The sequence below is a fragment of the Exiguobacterium sp. FD-YE-25-4 genome (assembly GCF_057004685.1).
Genome location: NZ_CM168041.1, coordinates 2,176,175 through 2,193,259 on the forward strand (window position 1 = coordinate 2,176,175; position 17,085 = coordinate 2,193,259).

General features: G+C 51.9%; 19 protein-coding genes. 2 read left to right on the forward strand and 17 right to left on the reverse strand.

Going from position 1 to position 17,085, the window contains the following annotated elements:
- Positions 1-2 precede the first annotated feature (2 nt).
- The gene (locus AC13H5_RS11220) at positions 3-950 is read left to right on the forward strand and encodes an LLM class oxidoreductase (RefSeq protein WP_483545752.1); all 948 of its coding nucleotides are present in this window, start codon (positions 3-5) and stop codon (positions 948-950) included.
- Positions 951-1,000: 50 nt separating this feature from the next.
- Here AC13H5_RS11220 and AC13H5_RS11225 read toward each other — a convergent pair whose 3' ends face one another.
- From AC13H5_RS11225 to AC13H5_RS11280, 12 genes are all read right to left on the reverse strand, one after another.
- Entirely contained in the window at positions 1,001-1,735 is a 735-nt protein-coding gene (locus AC13H5_RS11225; RefSeq protein WP_483545753.1) for a pentapeptide repeat-containing protein, read from the reverse strand.
- Positions 1,736-1,931: 196 nt separating this feature from the next.
- Complete coding sequence (locus tag AC13H5_RS11230; RefSeq protein WP_483545754.1) at positions 1,932-3,185, reverse strand: hypothetical protein; 1,254 nt, start codon at positions 3,183-3,185, stop codon at positions 1,932-1,934.
- Between the two features lie 74 nt (positions 3,186-3,259).
- Positions 3,260-3,688, reverse strand: coding sequence for a CBS domain-containing protein (locus AC13H5_RS11235; protein WP_021066516.1), 429 nt, complete (start codon positions 3,686-3,688; stop codon positions 3,260-3,262).
- Positions 3,689-4,093: 405 nt separating this feature from the next.
- Positions 4,094-4,894, reverse strand: a complete 801-nt coding sequence (locus tag AC13H5_RS11240) for an alpha/beta fold hydrolase (protein WP_214824939.1) — start codon at positions 4,892-4,894, stop codon at positions 4,094-4,096.
- An 86-nt stretch (positions 4,895-4,980) separates the two neighbouring features.
- A complete protein-coding gene (locus tag AC13H5_RS11245; protein ID WP_131472911.1) occupies positions 4,981-6,093 on the reverse strand; it encodes a M14 family metallopeptidase in 1,113 nt (370 codons plus the stop codon).
- Positions 6,094-6,181: 88 nt separating this feature from the next.
- On the reverse strand, positions 6,182-6,583 hold the full coding sequence (locus AC13H5_RS11250) for a hypothetical protein (protein WP_214753945.1): 402 nt from the start codon (positions 6,581-6,583) through the stop codon (positions 6,182-6,184).
- 109 nt (positions 6,584-6,692) lie between these two features.
- Positions 6,693-7,163, reverse strand: coding sequence for a flavodoxin family protein (locus tag AC13H5_RS11255; RefSeq protein WP_233004525.1), 471 nt, complete (start codon positions 7,161-7,163; stop codon positions 6,693-6,695).
- A 73-nt stretch (positions 7,164-7,236) separates the two neighbouring features.
- Positions 7,237-8,136, reverse strand: a complete 900-nt coding sequence (locus AC13H5_RS11260; protein WP_215189836.1) for an SWIM zinc finger family protein — start codon at positions 8,134-8,136, stop codon at positions 7,237-7,239.
- Positions 8,133-8,555 (reverse strand): hypothetical protein, encoded by a 423-nt coding sequence (locus tag AC13H5_RS11265; protein ID WP_483545755.1) that lies wholly within the window; start codon positions 8,553-8,555, stop codon positions 8,133-8,135. The genes AC13H5_RS11260 and AC13H5_RS11265 overlap by 4 nt, the downstream gene beginning before the upstream one ends.
- Positions 8,552-9,202: an SIMPL domain-containing protein gene (locus tag AC13H5_RS11270; RefSeq protein ID WP_214707069.1), complete on the reverse strand. Its 651-nt coding sequence runs from the start codon at positions 9,200-9,202 to the stop codon at positions 8,552-8,554. Before AC13H5_RS11270 ends, AC13H5_RS11265 begins: the two co-directional genes overlap by 4 nt.
- A 47-nt stretch (positions 9,203-9,249) precedes the next feature.
- On the reverse strand, positions 9,250-10,380 hold the full coding sequence (locus tag AC13H5_RS11275) for a Fic family protein (RefSeq protein ID WP_483545756.1): 1,131 nt from the start codon (positions 10,378-10,380) through the stop codon (positions 9,250-9,252).
- Positions 10,381-10,466: 86 nt separating this feature from the next.
- On the reverse strand, positions 10,467-11,075 hold the full coding sequence (locus tag AC13H5_RS11280; protein WP_483545757.1) for a hypothetical protein: 609 nt from the start codon (positions 11,073-11,075) through the stop codon (positions 10,467-10,469).
- Positions 11,076-11,261: 186 nt separating this feature from the next.
- Between AC13H5_RS11280 and AC13H5_RS11285 the strand changes: the two genes are divergently transcribed.
- A complete protein-coding gene (locus AC13H5_RS11285; protein ID WP_483545758.1) occupies positions 11,262-12,395 on the forward strand; it encodes an RNA-guided endonuclease TnpB family protein in 1,134 nt (377 codons plus the stop codon).
- 10 nt (positions 12,396-12,405) lie between these two features.
- On the opposite strand, the gene AC13H5_RS11290 is transcribed toward AC13H5_RS11285, so the two are convergent.
- The 5 genes from AC13H5_RS11290 to AC13H5_RS11310 all read right to left on the reverse strand — a co-directional run bounded on the left by AC13H5_RS11290 (position 12,406) and on the right by AC13H5_RS11310 (position 17,067).
- Positions 12,406-12,609: a hypothetical protein gene (locus tag AC13H5_RS11290; protein WP_215189831.1), complete on the reverse strand. Its 204-nt coding sequence runs from the start codon at positions 12,607-12,609 to the stop codon at positions 12,406-12,408.
- On the reverse strand, positions 12,606-13,175 hold the full coding sequence (locus tag AC13H5_RS11295; protein ID WP_483545759.1) for an RNA polymerase sigma factor: 570 nt from the start codon (positions 13,173-13,175) through the stop codon (positions 12,606-12,608). Before AC13H5_RS11295 ends, AC13H5_RS11290 begins: the two co-directional genes overlap by 4 nt.
- A gap of 57 nt (positions 13,176-13,232) precedes the next feature.
- The gene (locus AC13H5_RS11300; RefSeq protein WP_483545760.1) at positions 13,233-13,742 is read right to left on the reverse strand and encodes a hypothetical protein; all 510 of its coding nucleotides are present in this window, start codon (positions 13,740-13,742) and stop codon (positions 13,233-13,235) included.
- Positions 13,743-13,816: 74 nt separating this feature from the next.
- Entirely contained in the window at positions 13,817-16,387 is a 2,571-nt protein-coding gene (locus AC13H5_RS11305; protein ID WP_483545761.1) for an ABC transporter permease, read from the reverse strand.
- Positions 16,384-17,067 carry an ABC transporter ATP-binding protein gene (locus AC13H5_RS11310; protein WP_029594966.1) on the reverse strand — a complete coding sequence of 228 codons (684 nt, stop codon included), beginning with the start codon at positions 17,065-17,067 and terminating at the stop codon, positions 16,384-16,386. The genes AC13H5_RS11305 and AC13H5_RS11310 overlap by 4 nt, the downstream gene beginning before the upstream one ends.
- Positions 17,068-17,085 lie beyond the last annotated feature (18 nt).

The following is a 17,085-nucleotide window of genomic DNA, read 5'->3' on the forward strand; positions in this document are numbered from 1 at the left end:
CCATGTTCAACAATCATGTCAGCTACAATCGGATGTATCGGGAGGGCGAGCTCACGCTCGGCCTCCACATCCCGTTAGAAAATTTCAAGATGCGCACCCCGACGCTCGAACGTCAAGTCGAGCTCGCCAAACGAGCGGACGACTATGGCTTCACGGCGCTCTGGCTCCGAGACGTCTTGCTGAAAGACCCGAACTTCTTGGACCCGGCCGTCGGACAGATTTACGACATGCTCATCTATGGGACACACTTGCTCGGTCAGACGAAGCGCATCGCCCTCGGCACGTCCGCCCTCGTCTTGCCGCTCCGGCACCCGCTCCGTTCGGCGAAAGAAGTCGCGACGATTGAAGCGTTGTTCCCGGAACGTTTGATTCTCGGCATCTCGTCCGGCGACCGTCGGGCCGACTTCAAAGGACTCGGGGTCGACCATGCGACACGGGGCGAGCAGTTCAAAGAATCGCTCCGTGTCATGGAACAGGCGCTCTACCACAACTATCCGACCATCGATTCGTCGTACGGCGAGGTCCATGAGGCGACGCTCGTGCCCCGTCCGAAAAAACGCATCCCGACGATGATCACCGGGTTCGCGCAGCAGGACATGGACTGGCTCGGGCAACACGGGGACGGGTGGATGTATTATCCGCAGGCCCCATTCGCCCAACAGCAAGTGCTGAACGATTGGCGCGAATCAGGTCAGACGCATGGAAAAGGGTTCCGCCCGTTCTCGATGCCGATGCATCTCGATTTGGCGCATGACGCGGACGAGCTTCCGACTCCGATCCGGCTCGGCTTCCGTGTCGGCCGCAACCAGTTGATCAAATTGCTCGAGGCGTATCGGGCCATCGGCGTCAATCATCTGTTCTTCGCCTTGTTCGACGGGCAACGTCCGGCCGACGAGGTCATCGAGGAGCTCGGGGAATATGTGCTCCCCCATTTCCCACCGCTCTCGTAACACAAGCACATCAAAAAGACGACTTTCCATTGTGGAAGTCGTCTCTTGCGTTACAGCCAATGGCTCGGTCGCGTGTAAACGGGCGCCAGTCTCGTATTCCGGTCCCCGTTCATCGCGTTCACTTGCATCTGTGTCAAAAACAGACTGTCGGTCAACGTTGCTCCTCGCACATCCAAATCTCGTACGTCGGCCCCCATGAAATCGACATAGGACAGGTCTTGCCCACGTAAGTTAGCACCAATCAACAAGGCGCCTCGATAACACGTCCCTCTCACGTCATGCTGACTCACGTTTCGACCAATCAAATCGGCCCGGTCTTGCTTGTGGCGTGACGTCAACGTCAGGCCGTTATGTTTCAACCCTTCCGCTCGAATGTGCCGACTGAGTCGGACAAACAATGGGCGGGCCCGTTGTCGGAATGCCATCAGTGCCGTACCGCTCAACTGTTTAGGCGGTAACTCACGGAAAGCCAGTAGGTCTTCCAATAATGTCTCGAGTACTCGTGCATCGCGCTTTGGGATTACTCGGCTCAGGATGTCGCTTATGTAGAGCAACAGCTCATGGACTTGGCTCATGATTGGTACCGTTTCGAACATGCGCGTATCGTCGACATCCGCCTCCCGCCAGCTTCGTCCGTGAAACGTCACTTGCGACACGAATTGCCCGGCCCCGAGACAGTCGTACACCGTACATCCTTTGAAGCCCCGCTCACGCAGTTCGGAATGGATGTTGCAGGCATACGAATCTGCCAAATGGACACACGGCTGTCCTGCGGGTTTATCCATGGGGAAATCCTCAGATTTCAAGTAGTGGAACGCCACACAACAGAGACCGAAACAATTCGCACAACCCGGTTTGAGCGATTCCCGCAGCATAAGTAAATCCGGCATCGCCATTCATTGTCACTCCTTCCTTGTATGTCTTGACTCTATACGTACAAGTATAAAGAATGTCCCTATTTTTTCCATAGCCTTTATTCAATCAATTAGCGTGACCTTCATCCTTTTCCCCATAAAGCAGTTGCTCCCTCGTTCGCCTTTTCTGCTCTGCCTCGGATATTTCTTTGTAAAGAGCAATCACGGCATCGAACGAGCTTTCGACGTCGATTCGTTGTTCCAACAGTTGATCAACATAAAATCCGTGACGCAAATCTTCGAGATAGAGTTCCGCTGCTTGATCGAACATCATTTCGAACTGCTCTTTTGCGTCTCGAATCTCGTCATGGGGTTCCTTATCCGTTAAAAGTTGTTGGTCGAAAGGGTCTGTCGAATGAATGAGCTCGTCCCACGCTTCCGGTGACAGTCTGGCTTTCCAATAATCATAGCCCGATTCAAAGCGTTGCAATGGTTGACCGGACGGAAACGACTTTTCGGCATACGCTTCGTACAGCTTAAGCCAATGCTCGAAAAACCACTTGATGATCGCCATGTCCCAATCCATAAACATCTCTGATTTGTCATGTTCGACATATTGGACCCTTCCGCCTTGATACGTCACCTCGTAACGAATCGTCCCTTGAATGGACTCGTCGCGATAAAACATGTCATCGCGATACTCGATGTCATCTAAATCGAGGTCTGCCGGTTTCTCATACGCTTCGAGTGCACTCGCAAGCGATTGGACCGCTCCTGTCGTCAAATCGGTGAACGTCACTTCAATCCGCTCGATAGTTCGGGGTGTCTCGATGATTCCTTCGTTGTAACAGACGGCCAACACGAGCGGTCGTAGGCTGTCCGTCGAATCGGGAATGACAATCCATTTCTGCAGCAGCGGGTCATGGTAATATCCCTCTTTGATTAACGCTTCTGTGTTGTGGGCATCATTTTCAATAATTGAATACAACAGAACGTCAAGTGGTTGAACTTCACCGTAAGGGATGATCCCATAGAAGTTCTCTTCTATCTCGTCACCTGTCCGGAAGTCTCGACCACTGCGCCACTCCACGACAAAACGCCATCGTTCGATGAGCCACCATACCCACTCACCGCCGCTCATACCGGTTTGCCATTCATTCCGTTCATGGGCGACCCACTCGTCTTTATCGTACAAGACGGACTGAGAAGTCCCATCTTGGTAGCGGACCTGATAGGTGAAGATGCCATGTAACGTGTCTCGGTGAAGCAAAGAATAGGCGGATTCATTCAAAAACAACATAAAGTCGATGAAGTTCACCGCTTCCTCAGACCCTGCCTCTTGAAACCATAGCTCAATCGATTCAATGACTTGTGCTTCCATCTATAGCTCGCCTCCCCGTTGCTTGTACTCACACATACAAAAACCAACCCGCTTTCACAGGTTGGTCCATTCGTTCAGTTCACTTTATTCTCGAGCTGTTGCAACTTCGTCGAGTAATATTCGATGATGTCGCGGCGCCGGATGATACCGATGAAATACTTCCCGTCATCGACGACCGGCACGAAGTTTTGATCCGTGATCGCATCGACGAGCTCCTCGATTTGAGCCGTGATGGCGACCGGTTTATACCGTACGCGTTGCTTGATGTCTTTCAGGCGTGTCCGGAGCACTTTTTCGTAGTCTTCTTCCCCGCGAAGCTGTTCGGCGAGTGCCCAGAGCAAATCCCCTTCCGTCATCGTCCCGGCGTAAAAACCGTTCTCGGATACGAGCGGCACCGAGGTGAAGCGATGATGTTTCATCTTCTCGAGCGCTTGACGCACCGTCGATTCCGGGTCTAAATATTTGACGTCTTCTTTCGGATATAAAAAGAAAGCGATATTCATGTACAATCTCTCCTCAATCTAAAAATCCACCTCTCCATTGTACCATGTATTAAGGTCTAGTCAGCACAAATTGACCATCTAAATGTCATCCGTTCTAGCAAAAGGAGGCTTATTTCTTTTTTCTTGTGAAGCGTTTCCAGACGAGCTATTCGAATTATGTGAGAACACAAAAACAGGCACGGTCCCGAGCGGCTTTTCCATAGCCATCCTTGACCGTGTGACGAACACCAACGACTCTATGTCAAAACCTCGACATACAGCAAACTTGTTCAATCTCAACTCGAACAAAGTGCTTCATTTTAGCTATACCCGTGTACAAGTCGTTCTAGCCTCAAAATCCGTAACAAACATGCTACAGATGACCATCAAAAAAAGCCTAGGAATCTTCCTAGGCTTGGCACACAGTCAAATAAATCCGAGCAACGTCTTGTTGAACTTGTCCATCTCGTCGAGGACGGTACCGTGACCGCTCTCCTCGAACCGCTCGATACGAGAGTTCGGGATGCCTTTTTCCATCTCGAGCGCGAACTCGAACGGACAAATCTTGTCATGGACGCCATGGATGATGAGCGTCTCGACATTGACTTTCGGCAAGTCCTCGCGCAAATCCTCATCACGGAGCGCTTTCGCCGAAGCAATCGTCCCGTGGCTCGACGCGACGAGCGACAGATGATGGAACCAGTTTTGCATCGGTTTCGAATGTTCTTTCTCGAAGAAAATCTCGCCGAACCCTTCGAGCATCTTCGGACGATCTTTCAGCGTATCCTCGATCAACGCGTCGACCTCAGCTTGCGTCATCCCGTACGGATAGTCCGGACGTTGCGTGAACACTGGTGCCGCCGCGCCTGAGAGGACGAGTTTCTTCAACCCGTCATCCGGGAAATCGACGGCATAGCGGATGGCGATGGCCCCGCCCATCGAGAAGCCGACGAGCGTGAAATCTTTGATGCCAAGCCCGTCAACGACCATGTGCACGTCCGACGCCATCGTCGCATAGTCATAACCTGTCGCCGGTGCATCCGACTTGCCGTAGCCACGATAGTCGATCCCGACGTAGCGATAGCCTGCTTCGAGCAACGCATTCTTTTGATACTCGAACATGTTGTTGTTCGCCGGCCAGCCGTGCAAGAAGACGACGGCATCGCCTGTCCCGACGTCTTCCACGTAAATACTCGTTCCGTCATGTGCGGTAATATAATTCCCCATTGGTCAAAACCCCCAGTTGGATTGTTGAGCGGCATGCTTGTTTGCCCACAACCCAACTTTTCCCGTTTGACCGAAGTGGAAACCTATCAACTGTCGCGCCAGAGCGATTCGCCTTTCAAGACATGCTCAATCGCCGCCGCTCCTTCGCGTAATACGGACGTCCGCCACGACTCGTCTTCCGGATAAAACATCGCCATGAACTCTTTTCGAATCCCATTCCGTGCTTCGGGATCTTTCGTCCCTTCAAAGTAGAGCCGGTTCTCGAGGATGATCGTCAAAAACTCGCGAATCGTCGCTTTCGTCGATGTCCCGAACGTCCCGAACTCGAACAACGCCGAGACGAGCCGTTTGTCCGGGTGATGCGTGTCGCGCACATAGTAGAAGTGGTTCGTCGAGTCCCCGAGGACATCGGTCGGGTCATACGTCTGGATGTTCTTCAACCCGTAAGTCCGCTTCAACTCGTCGACGTCACGCCCGTCGCGCTCACTGATGACCATCGTCACTTCGTTCGTCGGACCGAGCGCCGTATGCCAATCCATGTGGACGACGCGGTCATAGCGATCAAGCAGGTCATGTTGAATCTCCTTCAAAAAGATGGCGGACGGCTCATCCGACTCACCGCCATAATAGACGCCTTTCGGGAACTGATATTGTCCCATCCCTTTCGCCTCGGTCATCGCCTCGAAGCCGTCGAGCTTGATACCAGAACCGAGGAACGAGTAAATATGTTCGCGCGATTCATGGTAGTCATCGATGACGCCGTCCGGGACGAACAAGTGCCGCATAACTTCATACTCTTTATTGACGTTACGCGGGAGTGATTCCCGGTCGATGACGTAGTTGCGGTTCAAGTCAACGTTATGTTCATTGACGCGGCGGAAGTGCTTCATCCCCCACGGATTGACCGCATGGATGAGACAAATTCCTGTCGACTCGTGCCGAAGGTTTTCGAGTTGCGTCTCGACGAACTGATGCGTCACAGCGGCACCGGCATACCCTTCGATGCCGTGCTCGCCGATTGTCATGAGGAGCACCGCCTCGCGTGACCCCGCCGGCTCACCGATGATCAAGTCGATCGTGTCCTCGCCGATCGAGTGGGACATCACGCGGGCCGTCGGATAATAGGTTTTAACGTTGTCGAGTAAGGCGAGAAACTTCTCGCGCGACTCTTCGTATGATGATGAAAAATACTGACTCATAGTGACTCCCTCCATTCTAATCTTCTGTATCCCATTCCCATTCCAGACCAGACTAAAAACGCCTCCCTGACGGAGACGTTTTCTAAATTTAGTGGGCCCCGGCTTTCGTCCCACGGTTTTGACGCCGGAACTCGAACAAGTAGACGAGCGGAGCGAGCAGAACGGCGCCGAACACCCAATATGCGCCCGGGCTCACAAACAACATCTCGAACGCCCGGAAAAACCAGGCGACGAGCGAGAAGCCGACGACGAGTTCGGCCGTCCAAATGACACTACGACGAACAGCGAGCGTGAGCGTGTTCGTTTTTTGGAAGAGGGCCGCGAGAAAGGCGATCAAAAAGGCCGGGAAGCTACTGAGCCAAAGCATTCGGTTCATCGTGGACTCGGCAAAATACGTGTTGCCGAGTGATACCGTGATCACATAATGCGCAACGAGCACCAATAAGACGACAATCCAACCCATGAGGACGTCACGTTCCCATTTTTTCATCGTTCTCCCTCCGTTCCACACAAAAGAGCTACCCTTATATTTACCCGTTTTGCGAACGCTTCGGACAATTCTGCGTCAAAAAGACGCGTCCCGTAAGGAACACGTCAGATTATTTGTCCATCAAGTGACGGGCCCATTCGGTCGCCCGCTCGAGCTCTCCGTCTTTAAGTGGTCCTTCTTTATCAAGGACGATGAACGATTCTTTCAGGACCGGTTCCGCTCCTTTTTCGAGCAGTAACTGCTCCATGCGGGTCGAGGCGTGACCGAACCATTTGACGATTTTCCCGACGAAAAAGCCTTGGTCTTCTTCAGCCATGCTCGTATCAAACGCCGCAGCCCGGATGCCTCGGAGCGCATGATCCGACAGGCCGTCTAAAAAGGTTTTCACGTCCTCGGTCTCGCGCCCGCCATGCGTCGGCGAACCAACGATGAACAAATCAAGGTTGGCGAGGTCGCCGTATCCGACGTGGCTGATCTGCATGATGTCGACGCGGTGTAAGTCGCCGAACCCGTCCTTGATGGCATATGCGACTTTTTCGGTACACCCGTACATCGAGTCAAAGATGATGAGAATTTTCATGCGATTTCCCCTCCCATAAATGAACGGCCTCTGTTATCTACACAGAACTATTCCCTTAATGGTGAAGCGTTCATCATGAATCACTTCTTTTCTCAATAATCCTCAAAAGCACCTCTAACTCCTCGACTTCATGGTCATCCGCCTCGGTCTCACGGTACGTCTCGATATATGTGCGCAACACATCCAACCCGTCCTTCATCTCAAACGTGAGTGATTTCAGAATTTCTAGATGTAAATCTGCCCAGTTCCATGTATCTACCGATTTCAAGAGATCTAATAGTTCGAGATACACCACATCATTCGATAACATGTTAATAGCAGAACAGATAGCCGGATCGAGTTCATTTGCCGTCTCCAGACTCATTTCGCTTAACTCTTCAAAGTCATAGTCTGACATTCCGAGCATCAATGCGATGCCTTGTTTCAACCTTATCTCATGATCTTGAACAATAAGCACATCACTAACTCGTGCATCAACGAACGACTGGAAGCTCGACAACGAGCTATAATCAAGTTCGAACATGGGGAATCTATCACTGAATCGACGTCGCATTTCCTTGATGACTTGAGTGAACGACTTATGATTTGTATCAAACGAACGCGCGATTCGTGGATACAGTTCCGGATCATTTGCCAATCCCACAAGGAGATTGACAAGTTGTTGTTTCGTTAACTTTTGGAGCTGCTGTCGCACATTACGGTTCGAAGGTACTGCCACCTTTTCCCGCAACAAAAAGTAGGCGGCGACCTCGTGTTTACAGTGCCCTTTCGTATATGGACAATCGCAAGACGAATCGACAATATCAATACCTGATAACGTGATGAGGAGTTCGTATGTTTCCGACCCTTCCGCTGTAAGATGATATGTCGATTCTCGTTCTGACTCCACGACGACCCGACCATCGAGCCAATATTCATAGCCACGATCCAATATGCGATTTGGTATATGGTCTACAAAATCATATAAATTCATTGTCGTTTCCTCACTCTAATGAAAATGAACAATGCGGCCCCAATCCCTACGGCAGCGTATGCTATCTTATCCAAATGGTCACGCATGCTGAACGGGGCGTCATGCCGATATTCGGCCCGCTTCCACCCAGACCCATCCTCGACCGCGAGCACGTCCTCCGTCGCTTCCCCGTTCACTTTTCGATAGGTCGTCCCGACCGGATACATGTTCGAGGCGTCCCCATAATAGCTGCCATCCATATCGTCGGCCATCGTCTTGACCTCGCCGACGACTTCTCCCAAGTCAGCATCCAATACCGCGACGTCCATCACTTCATACACCCGTCCATCCAACACGACGAACGCATACGCCCAAGATAAGGCTTGGGCTGACATTGAAACCGATAGGAACAGCAGCACCAATCCGATGATACGCCTCATCGAATCGCCCACACGAACGTCGCCGAGTCACTCAAGTCGATCTCATCCGGCTCGAGTTCTGGCATTGCCGCCTCCGAGAAGAGAACCTCGTCATGGAGCGTGAGACGCGTCGGCGAATAAAGATGAAGCTCGCCCCACGTGTAATCGATTTGAAGCAAGTCACCGAGCGTCGCCCCGGCCCCTTTCGCCAACAGTTCGGCCCGATGGCGCGCGTTCGCCGCCGCACTCGCGAGCAGTTCGTCTTGAATCGTATCCGCATCTTTGATTGTGAACGAGATGGACAGCTTCGGCTCGGCTAGCGAGTTGCTGACATGTTCGATGACCGCTGACAGTTGTTTCGTATCGAGCGGAAATTCGAGTTTCGTCTTCTGCTGACAGACGTAACCCCGGAACCGAGACTTGTAGTTACCTTGTTTGTCGCGGTAGCTCTCATAGTCGGTGTCAATCGAGAAGTCGGTCGTCTTTAAATCCGTTTTCGCGAAACCAGCCTGCTCAATCGCTTTTTGCAGCCGCGTGACGGCGAGTGCCGCCCCGTTCATCGTCTCCTCATAGCGGACGGCTCTTGACGTCAAATCCATTCTCACAACAATCAAATCAGGCTTGGCCGATACTTTCCCTGTGCCTTTAACAGTGATGGTGCGGTCCATATGATTTCCTCCTTCATTGTTGGCGATTCAAAAACGGCACACTGCTTTTAGTTCACGAAAATGCGCAATAACGCATAATTTCGATATTTACGATTTCTCCGCTCTGTGTTCGAAGCGTATAAAAGTTCTTTCTCCACAAGTTGATGAAGTGCTTTTCGAACCGTGTTCGGTGAATAGCCTGTCATTTCGACACCTTTCGCCACCGTCAAGATTGGTTGTTCAAAGCTCGTAATCCATAGTTTACGTTCCGCTTCGTTTTCAATTAGCTGTTCACCTTCTGACAGCAAGCGATTGGCTTTATTCAATTGATCCAACAACTTTGTCGCCATTCGTTCTGAAGCATCAACGAAAAACAGTAACCACTTCCCCCAATCCGACTGGTCTCCACGAACACCGTTGAGCAAATCGTAGTAGCGGGCTTTTTCTTTCTCAAGTTCTTCACTCACAAAAAAGATTGGGTGCGTAATCACTTTTTGCTGCAGGAGGTAAAGCACCATTAGAATCCGCCCTAAACGCCCGTTCCCGTCCAAAAATGGATGGATGGATTCAAATTGAGCATGCATAATTCCTGTTTTAAGAAGTGGAGCCGCTTGTTCATTAATGACATATCCGTCTGACTTTAAGTGGTTCTGCGGTAGCAATCGTCCGTAAGAATCAGTATTGATAAATTTTTCTAAGTTCTCCATGTATTCGGTAATTAAATGAGCCTCTACCGGAATATAAGAAGCATCTTCTAATCGATTCGTCGGCCCGATAAAATTTTGAATTTTACGGAACTCACCGGCTGAACTGACTTCGCCTCGACTTCCTTTCATCAAAATCTCATGTAACTGCTTGATCAATCGCGTCGTCACCGGATAACCATTTTCGACAGATTCATACCCAAACTGCAAGGCCCTCATATAGTTCTGAATTTCGATAATATCGGAATCGTCACTTTTCTTCAGCGAAGACTCCATCATATCCGTGAACGTCACTTGTGATCCTTCGATTTTCGTTGATTCAACGGATTCTTGAAGCGATAAGAGTTGCATTAATTGCTTACTTGCTTTCGAATGCGTCAATTCAACATCGAGTTTTCCAAGTAGCGTATTCACATGCGCCAGACGTTCAAGTAATTTGATGGCTTGTGTGATTTCTATTTTGACAGGTAATTTGGTTAATCCTTGTATCGCCATGACACTCATCCTTTAAGTCATATTTATTATAATATTGACTTAATAATATATCAGCTTTTAAAAATCAAATAGACATGAAATGTGACTTATTTAAATTTAGTCATCATGAACGCCTCTATATCATCAAGTGTTTCAGCGCCACGTAGCGACGGATAGGCATCTCGACTGAAGACGAGTCCTTCGTCCGTGTTCAAGAACATGTACCGCTCACCGTCCGGAAATCCGTAATCACTCACATCCATCACTTGAAGCGTGGCCCCGTTTTGTGACCAGATGTGGGAAGCATCATGCCGTCTCGGCATAAAAACCCCTTCCATACCGAGGCGAAGTTCAGAGATGACGTCCGCATCCGACTGAAGCACTTCAGAACCGGCACCGGCAACGGTGAGGACTTGAATCGTGCTGCCCGGCTCGATGTCTCCCCGATAGACGTCTGTCACGCCAATCGTCACGATCGACTGATATTCCGCTTGTCCGTTGAAGTCGAGCTCGATGTGGTCAATCTGTTGCACGACGCCCCGTACCACGGCAGGTTCCCATTTCGAGAACAGCTCGTCTTCACTCATCTCGACAAGGTTTGCCGACGACATCCCGACATCGATGTCCTCTTCATCGATATAAGCGACCGACATATTGCTCGAGCTGTCCGACAGCGGAATCAATTCTTTAACTGATTTAGGCGAGAATTCTCCCACCTCTAAGTGTCTCGGGGCACATCCCAGCGTAGGTGGGAGATGAATCGACCGTCCCCGACGCCCTCGGCCACCGCTGTGACAGAACGACGAACAAAAGTTCGCGATTCCGTCAGATTTCCTCGCCCCCTCCGCGGGTATCGGAATGGGACGAGCTTCATCCTGGCACCGGGCAAAGGAGGGACGGACATGCTGAAGGGCTACAAATACCGGCTCCACCCGACGGCTTCACAGGCCGAGTTCCTGATCAAGACAATCGGCTGCACCCGCTTCATCTACAACAAGCTGCTCGAGGACCGCATCGCCATCCATGAGGAGGCGATGGCGAGCGGCGGGCCGAGGCGGAAACCACCGACACCGGCCTCCTACAAGCCGCTGTTCCCGTTCCTGTGCGAGGCGGACAGCCTCGCGCTCGCGAACGCGAAGCTGCACCTCGACGCGGCGTTCGCGAAGTTCTTCGCCGGGACGGCCGGCTTCCCGGTGTTCAAGTCGAGACGGAAGGCGCACGCGTCCTACACGACGAACAACCAGCACGGCACGGTCCGCATCGAGGAGGACCGCATACGGCTCCCGAAGGTCGGGTTCATCCGGTTCACACAGCATCGCGGCTTCGACGGGGAAATCCGCTCGGCGACCGTATCGATGACGAGGGCGGGCAAGTTCTTCGTGTCGCTCCTCGTCGAGCAGGACGACGAGCCATGGATCCCGGCCGAGCACAAGGTCGGCATCGACCTCGGGTTGGAACACTTCGCCACCATGACGAACGACGATCTCATCACGGAGAAGATTTCGAACCCGCGCAACCTGCGAAAGGCCGAGGCGCGGCTCAAACAAGCGCAGCGCGCCCTCGCCCGCAAGAAGCCCGGCAGCAAGAACCGCGAGAAGGCCCGGATCCTTTTGGCTAAAAAGCATGAAAAAGTACGGAACCGCCGACATGACTTCCTCCACAAGCTGTCGCGACGCATCGTCGACGAGAACCAAGTCGTCGTGGTCGAGACGCTGAAGCCGAGGGAGATGATGAAAGACCGCCGCCTCGCGAAGTCGATCGGGGACGCCGGGTGGGGCGAGTTCGTCCGCCAACTCGAATATAAATGTAAATTCTACGGACGGACGCTGATCAAGGCCGACCCGTGGTTCGCCTCGACCCAGGTCTGTTCGAGCTGTGGCGAGAACGGCGGCAAGAAGGGGATGGACATCCGCGAGTGGACGTGTGCCGCGTGCGGCGCACACCACGACCGCGACGTCAACGCGAGCCTCAACCTGTTGCGCCTCGCCGACCGAAACACCTCAGGGCAGGGACTGCCCGACGAGCTTGGCCCATAACCGTGGCTGGTCAAAGCACGGTCTTCCCAAGAAGCTCCCACTTCAATTCGCGAAGCAAATAAGTGGTGAGTAGTTCACAACCGTCCCATGTCACGACAAAGAGTGTGACAGCGGCTGCTGCGATGAGACCGCCCATCCAACGCCAATGTCTTCGTTTCTTTACCTCGACTTCCATCGATTCCTCGACGAAACGATCATCGACGTCCCCCATCAAACGTGTAAGTCGATCTCCATTAATAGCGCCACCCCTTCCGCTTCGAGCGCTTGCTTCAAGTCATTACGGGTCCGCAGCAGCACCATCTTGACCTTGCTCTCGCTCACCTGGCGCATCTTCGCGATGTCTTTGATTGATTGAAAGTGAAAGTAACGTCCCATGAAAATCTGCCGGGTCTCTTGCGACAACTGGTCCAAAAAATCGTTCAACAACTCGACGACTTCTGAATCGGTCGCGACGGAGGAGGCGAGACAGTGTTCGAGCTCACTGACGATGAGCGGGACTTGCCCGGCTCCGCGCTTCTTGGCGTTCGCCTTCTCATACTTATGGAGCGAGACGTTACGAACAAGCTTCGCCAAATAGGCGGCGAGTCGTGCTGGACGTGTCGGCGGAATCGCTTGCCACGCCTTCATATACGTATCATTGACGCACTCGTCCGCGTCCTCTCGGCTGTTCAAAATGTTATAGGAAATCGTACGACAATAGCCGCCGTACTTTTGCGCCGTCGCCTCAATCGCCCGCTCAGAACGTCTCCAATACAAATCGATAATCGCTTGATCGTCCAATCGAATCCCCCTCTCGATGTACTTACATCTTTATAGACCGGAAATGAAGTCCATCGGTCACAACTTCTGTAAAAGTTTTTTGGAGCGGCTCTTCACGGCCGGACTCCCTGTCTCGAGCTGCGACTCGAGCAAGACTTTCAGTTCGTCCCGGAATCGTGGATGCATGGCGCTCAAGTCGAAAATCGCCTGTAGGGAGTTGACGATGACGATGTTGCTCGTCTCCGTGTCAATCCAATCGGTGAGCACATGAACGATGGCGGCCGCCTCGTCTTCCGTCCACGTCAGGCGTGGCATGAGTTGCGCCAAGTGCCACCTCACTTCTTGTTGAGTGGTGATATGTATCTGCTGGAACAAGGACGCTTGATGCGCTTGCAGCAACTTTGGATGACGGCGTGTCACTTTTTCCATCGCGTCTGCGCTTCGCATCCGGACGACGGGACGGTCATCGGTCAAACAGGTCATCAATTCGCTGAATCGGTCCGGGTCGTTCCCGACGAAAGTGACGACCTCATCGACGTGGCCGACCGAGCGCAAATCCCCACCACTCAATACTTCTCGGATGTCCATTCTCCCACCTCTTTCTTCTCTCTCATTTTACAGAAAAAGGGACTCAGTAGACACTGAATCCCTTTGCATGCATATTAGTTATTCTCTTGCTTCAACCGATCGATGATATTATCCGACTTTACTTTCGAAATCGCGTACAGCATCGAAGAACCAACAATCAGGAAGATTACGACCGTGACGAATAAGATATCGCCCCACGGCAACGTGAACGCTGCTTCGAACGTGTTGATTTGCGCCCGGTAAATCAGGTACATGATCAGAATACTGATCGGCACCCCATACGCCAATGCTTTCATGCCGTAGAAAATGCTCTCATAGTACACCATCTTGTTGAACCCTTTCGGTGTCATCCCGACCGACCGTAGCATCGCGAATTCGCGGCGTCGGAGCGAGACGCTCGTCGAGATTGTGTTGAAGATGTTCGCCACCGAGATGAGCGAGATCAAGACGATGAATCCATATACGAAAATCGATAACAGCAACAACACTTGCTCTTGTTGTTCACGCTGCTCCGACACGTTGAAGATGTATTGGTCCATGTTTTGTTCCGCTTCAATCACTTGTTGCGTCGCATCAGGATTACTCGTGTTCAAGGCAATCGATGGACTTGATTGCTTCATCAATTGACCGATCTCATCCTCTTTAAACGTCCCTTCCCGAACAATCACATCAAGCCATCCAAGCGAACTCGTCATCACACCGGTCGGGGCGACGTCGGTCATGGCGCCGATTTTGATTGTTTTGAGCGGTGCCGTCTCGTCCGTTGCGTTCTCGTCCCGGAGTTCAAGCGTATCGCCGATTTTGGTCTCAATCGTCTTCGAATTCACAAATTTCTTCTTTTCGACGTCTTGATATGAGATTTCATCAATCAAGACGGCACCCGGCATTTCTCCGTCTTCAAAATTGCTGGCGGCTGCCCCAATCTGTTTCAAGTACGCATCGAAACTTTCATCATCTAATTGATAAAGGGAGACATAATACATGAATTTCCCATCACCGAAGTTGAATGCCAAGTCTTCGTTCTCGATGACCGCGCTCGGTAACCGTGCTTCGTCGACCATCGTCTGGACGATCGTGTTCTCGAAGTACGTCCCACTCGTCACATGGTCCAACGTCTCATAGCGACGTAAGTCATCTTTACTGAGATTCGATCCGTTCACGAGAATATCGAACTCATACGTGTCTTGTGACATCTCGAGTGACTGTTCGAGTCGATCCGTGAAGTAACTGACGACTAAAAACAGCACGATACTGATGACGAGCGAGAACACCGTCGCCAAATACCGTTTCCGGTTGCGTTTTGTGTTTTTCAGCCCGATTTCCGCTTCCAAACCGAAGATGCGGCGCACGAGTTTCGACGTCTTCACGTTCTTCGACGTCAGTCGCACGTCCTGGGTCTGACGAATCGCGTCAATCGCAGAAATTTTTGATGCGCGGCGAGCCGGCAGATAACACGAGATGAAAATCGTCACGCTCGAAATGAGCACCGTCAACAGGAGCGTGATTGGTGTGACGACGACCTCAAACTTCTCCGTCACGTTGAGCGCCTTTTCCGCGAACGAGTTGATGAATAGGAACGTGACCCCAATCCCGGTCACCCCGGCGATGATACCGATTGGGATGCTAATCCCTCCGATGATCAATCCTTCAAAGAAGACCGAGTTTCGTTTTTGCCGTTTCGTCGCCCCGACACTCGCGAGCATCCCGAGATAACGCGAGCGCTCAGATACGCTGATGGCGAACGCGTTATAAATGAGCGAAATCGAGCCGATGACGATGACCGTCATGATGATCCCGACGAAACCATACAACGTCTTACGCAATCCGCCGTCGTCTGTCACCCCGTAATAGCGAAGCAACGATGAGTTATAGGCGACCCCTTCAATTTTCTGTTCGTTCATCACTCGTTCCGTATCCGAGTAAATCGAGTTATCGACATCGTTCAAGGCAACGAACGTATCGACGGTCGCACCGTTCAACGCTTTGTCGTCAATGTATCCGACGACCGTATACCCCGGCGACCAAGTCGGCTCCCAGGCCGGGCGCGTCATTGTGCCGACGACGGTCAACGTTACCGTATCTTCGACCTTCAACTGTTCAAGAATTGTCTCCCCGTCGCGGATCAATCCATCGTTTTGGGTCAACAGCCGACCAGACGACTCGTCCACGCGCTCACCGATCTCAATCGTCAATTGATCCCCGATGTTGTACGTGACTTGCGCATTTTGACGGATGGCCTCAGAAATAACGACTTCGCCTTCTTTGTTCGGCAAGCGTCCGTCCGTCAAGTTGACGGGAAAGTTTTTCAGCCCCGACGTGTTATAGTTCCGGACGTATAAGTAAGGTTTATACGCATTCTGCGATTCCTTTAATTCCGCATAGCCGTCACTTGATAGGATGACGTCCTTCGTCGATGCATCATTTCGAATTGCCTCGACCTGCTCCTCATTCGTGTTGATGTATTGGACGTGCCATTCCCCGTTGTCCGCGATGTCTTGACGGATCATCAAGTCCAGGAACGACGAACCCAGCGTCGTCACAGCCGTGATCATCGCCACCGAGATGATGACCCCGATGATGGTGACGAGCGAGCGCCGCTTGTTTTCACGCAAGTGGCGAAGCGTCATTTTATTGATGATGTTCATGAGCGGACGACCTCGTTCTTCGCAATCTTCCCATCCTCGATCGAGATGATCCGGTCAGCCTGCAAGGCGATCCGTTCGTCATGCGTGATGATGATGAGCGTCTGATTGAACTTTTTGTTGAACAGTTTCAGGAGGCTCATGATTTCTTCACTATTTTGACTGTCCAAGTTCCCCGTCGGCTCATCGGCCAAGATGATGGCCGGGTTGCTGATGAGCGCCCGACCGATGGAGACGCGTTGTTGCTGCCCGCCAGACAGTTGGTTCGGCAGATGCGTCAACCGGTTCGATAGCCCGAGGATGCCGATGATGCGCTCCAAATGGGCGGCGTCAACTTTTTGCTCGTCCAACAACATCGGCAACGTAATGTTCTCCTCGACCGTCAAAATCGGGATCAAGTTGTAAAACTGATAAATCAAACCGATTTGACGGCGGCGGAAGATGGCGAGCTGCGTCTCGTCCAATTTATAAATATCCGTGTTGTCGATCAACACCTGTCCACTCGTCGGGACATCGACGCCGCCGAGCAAATGTAACAACGTCGACTTTCCCGAGCCCGACGGTCCGACGATACAGACGAACTCACCTTTTTTCACGGTGAACGATACGTCATCGAGCGCCCGGACTTCCATCTCGTCTTTCCCGTATACTTTTGATAAATTTTGCACTTCTAATATATTCATGGTTGCACCCTCCAGTAC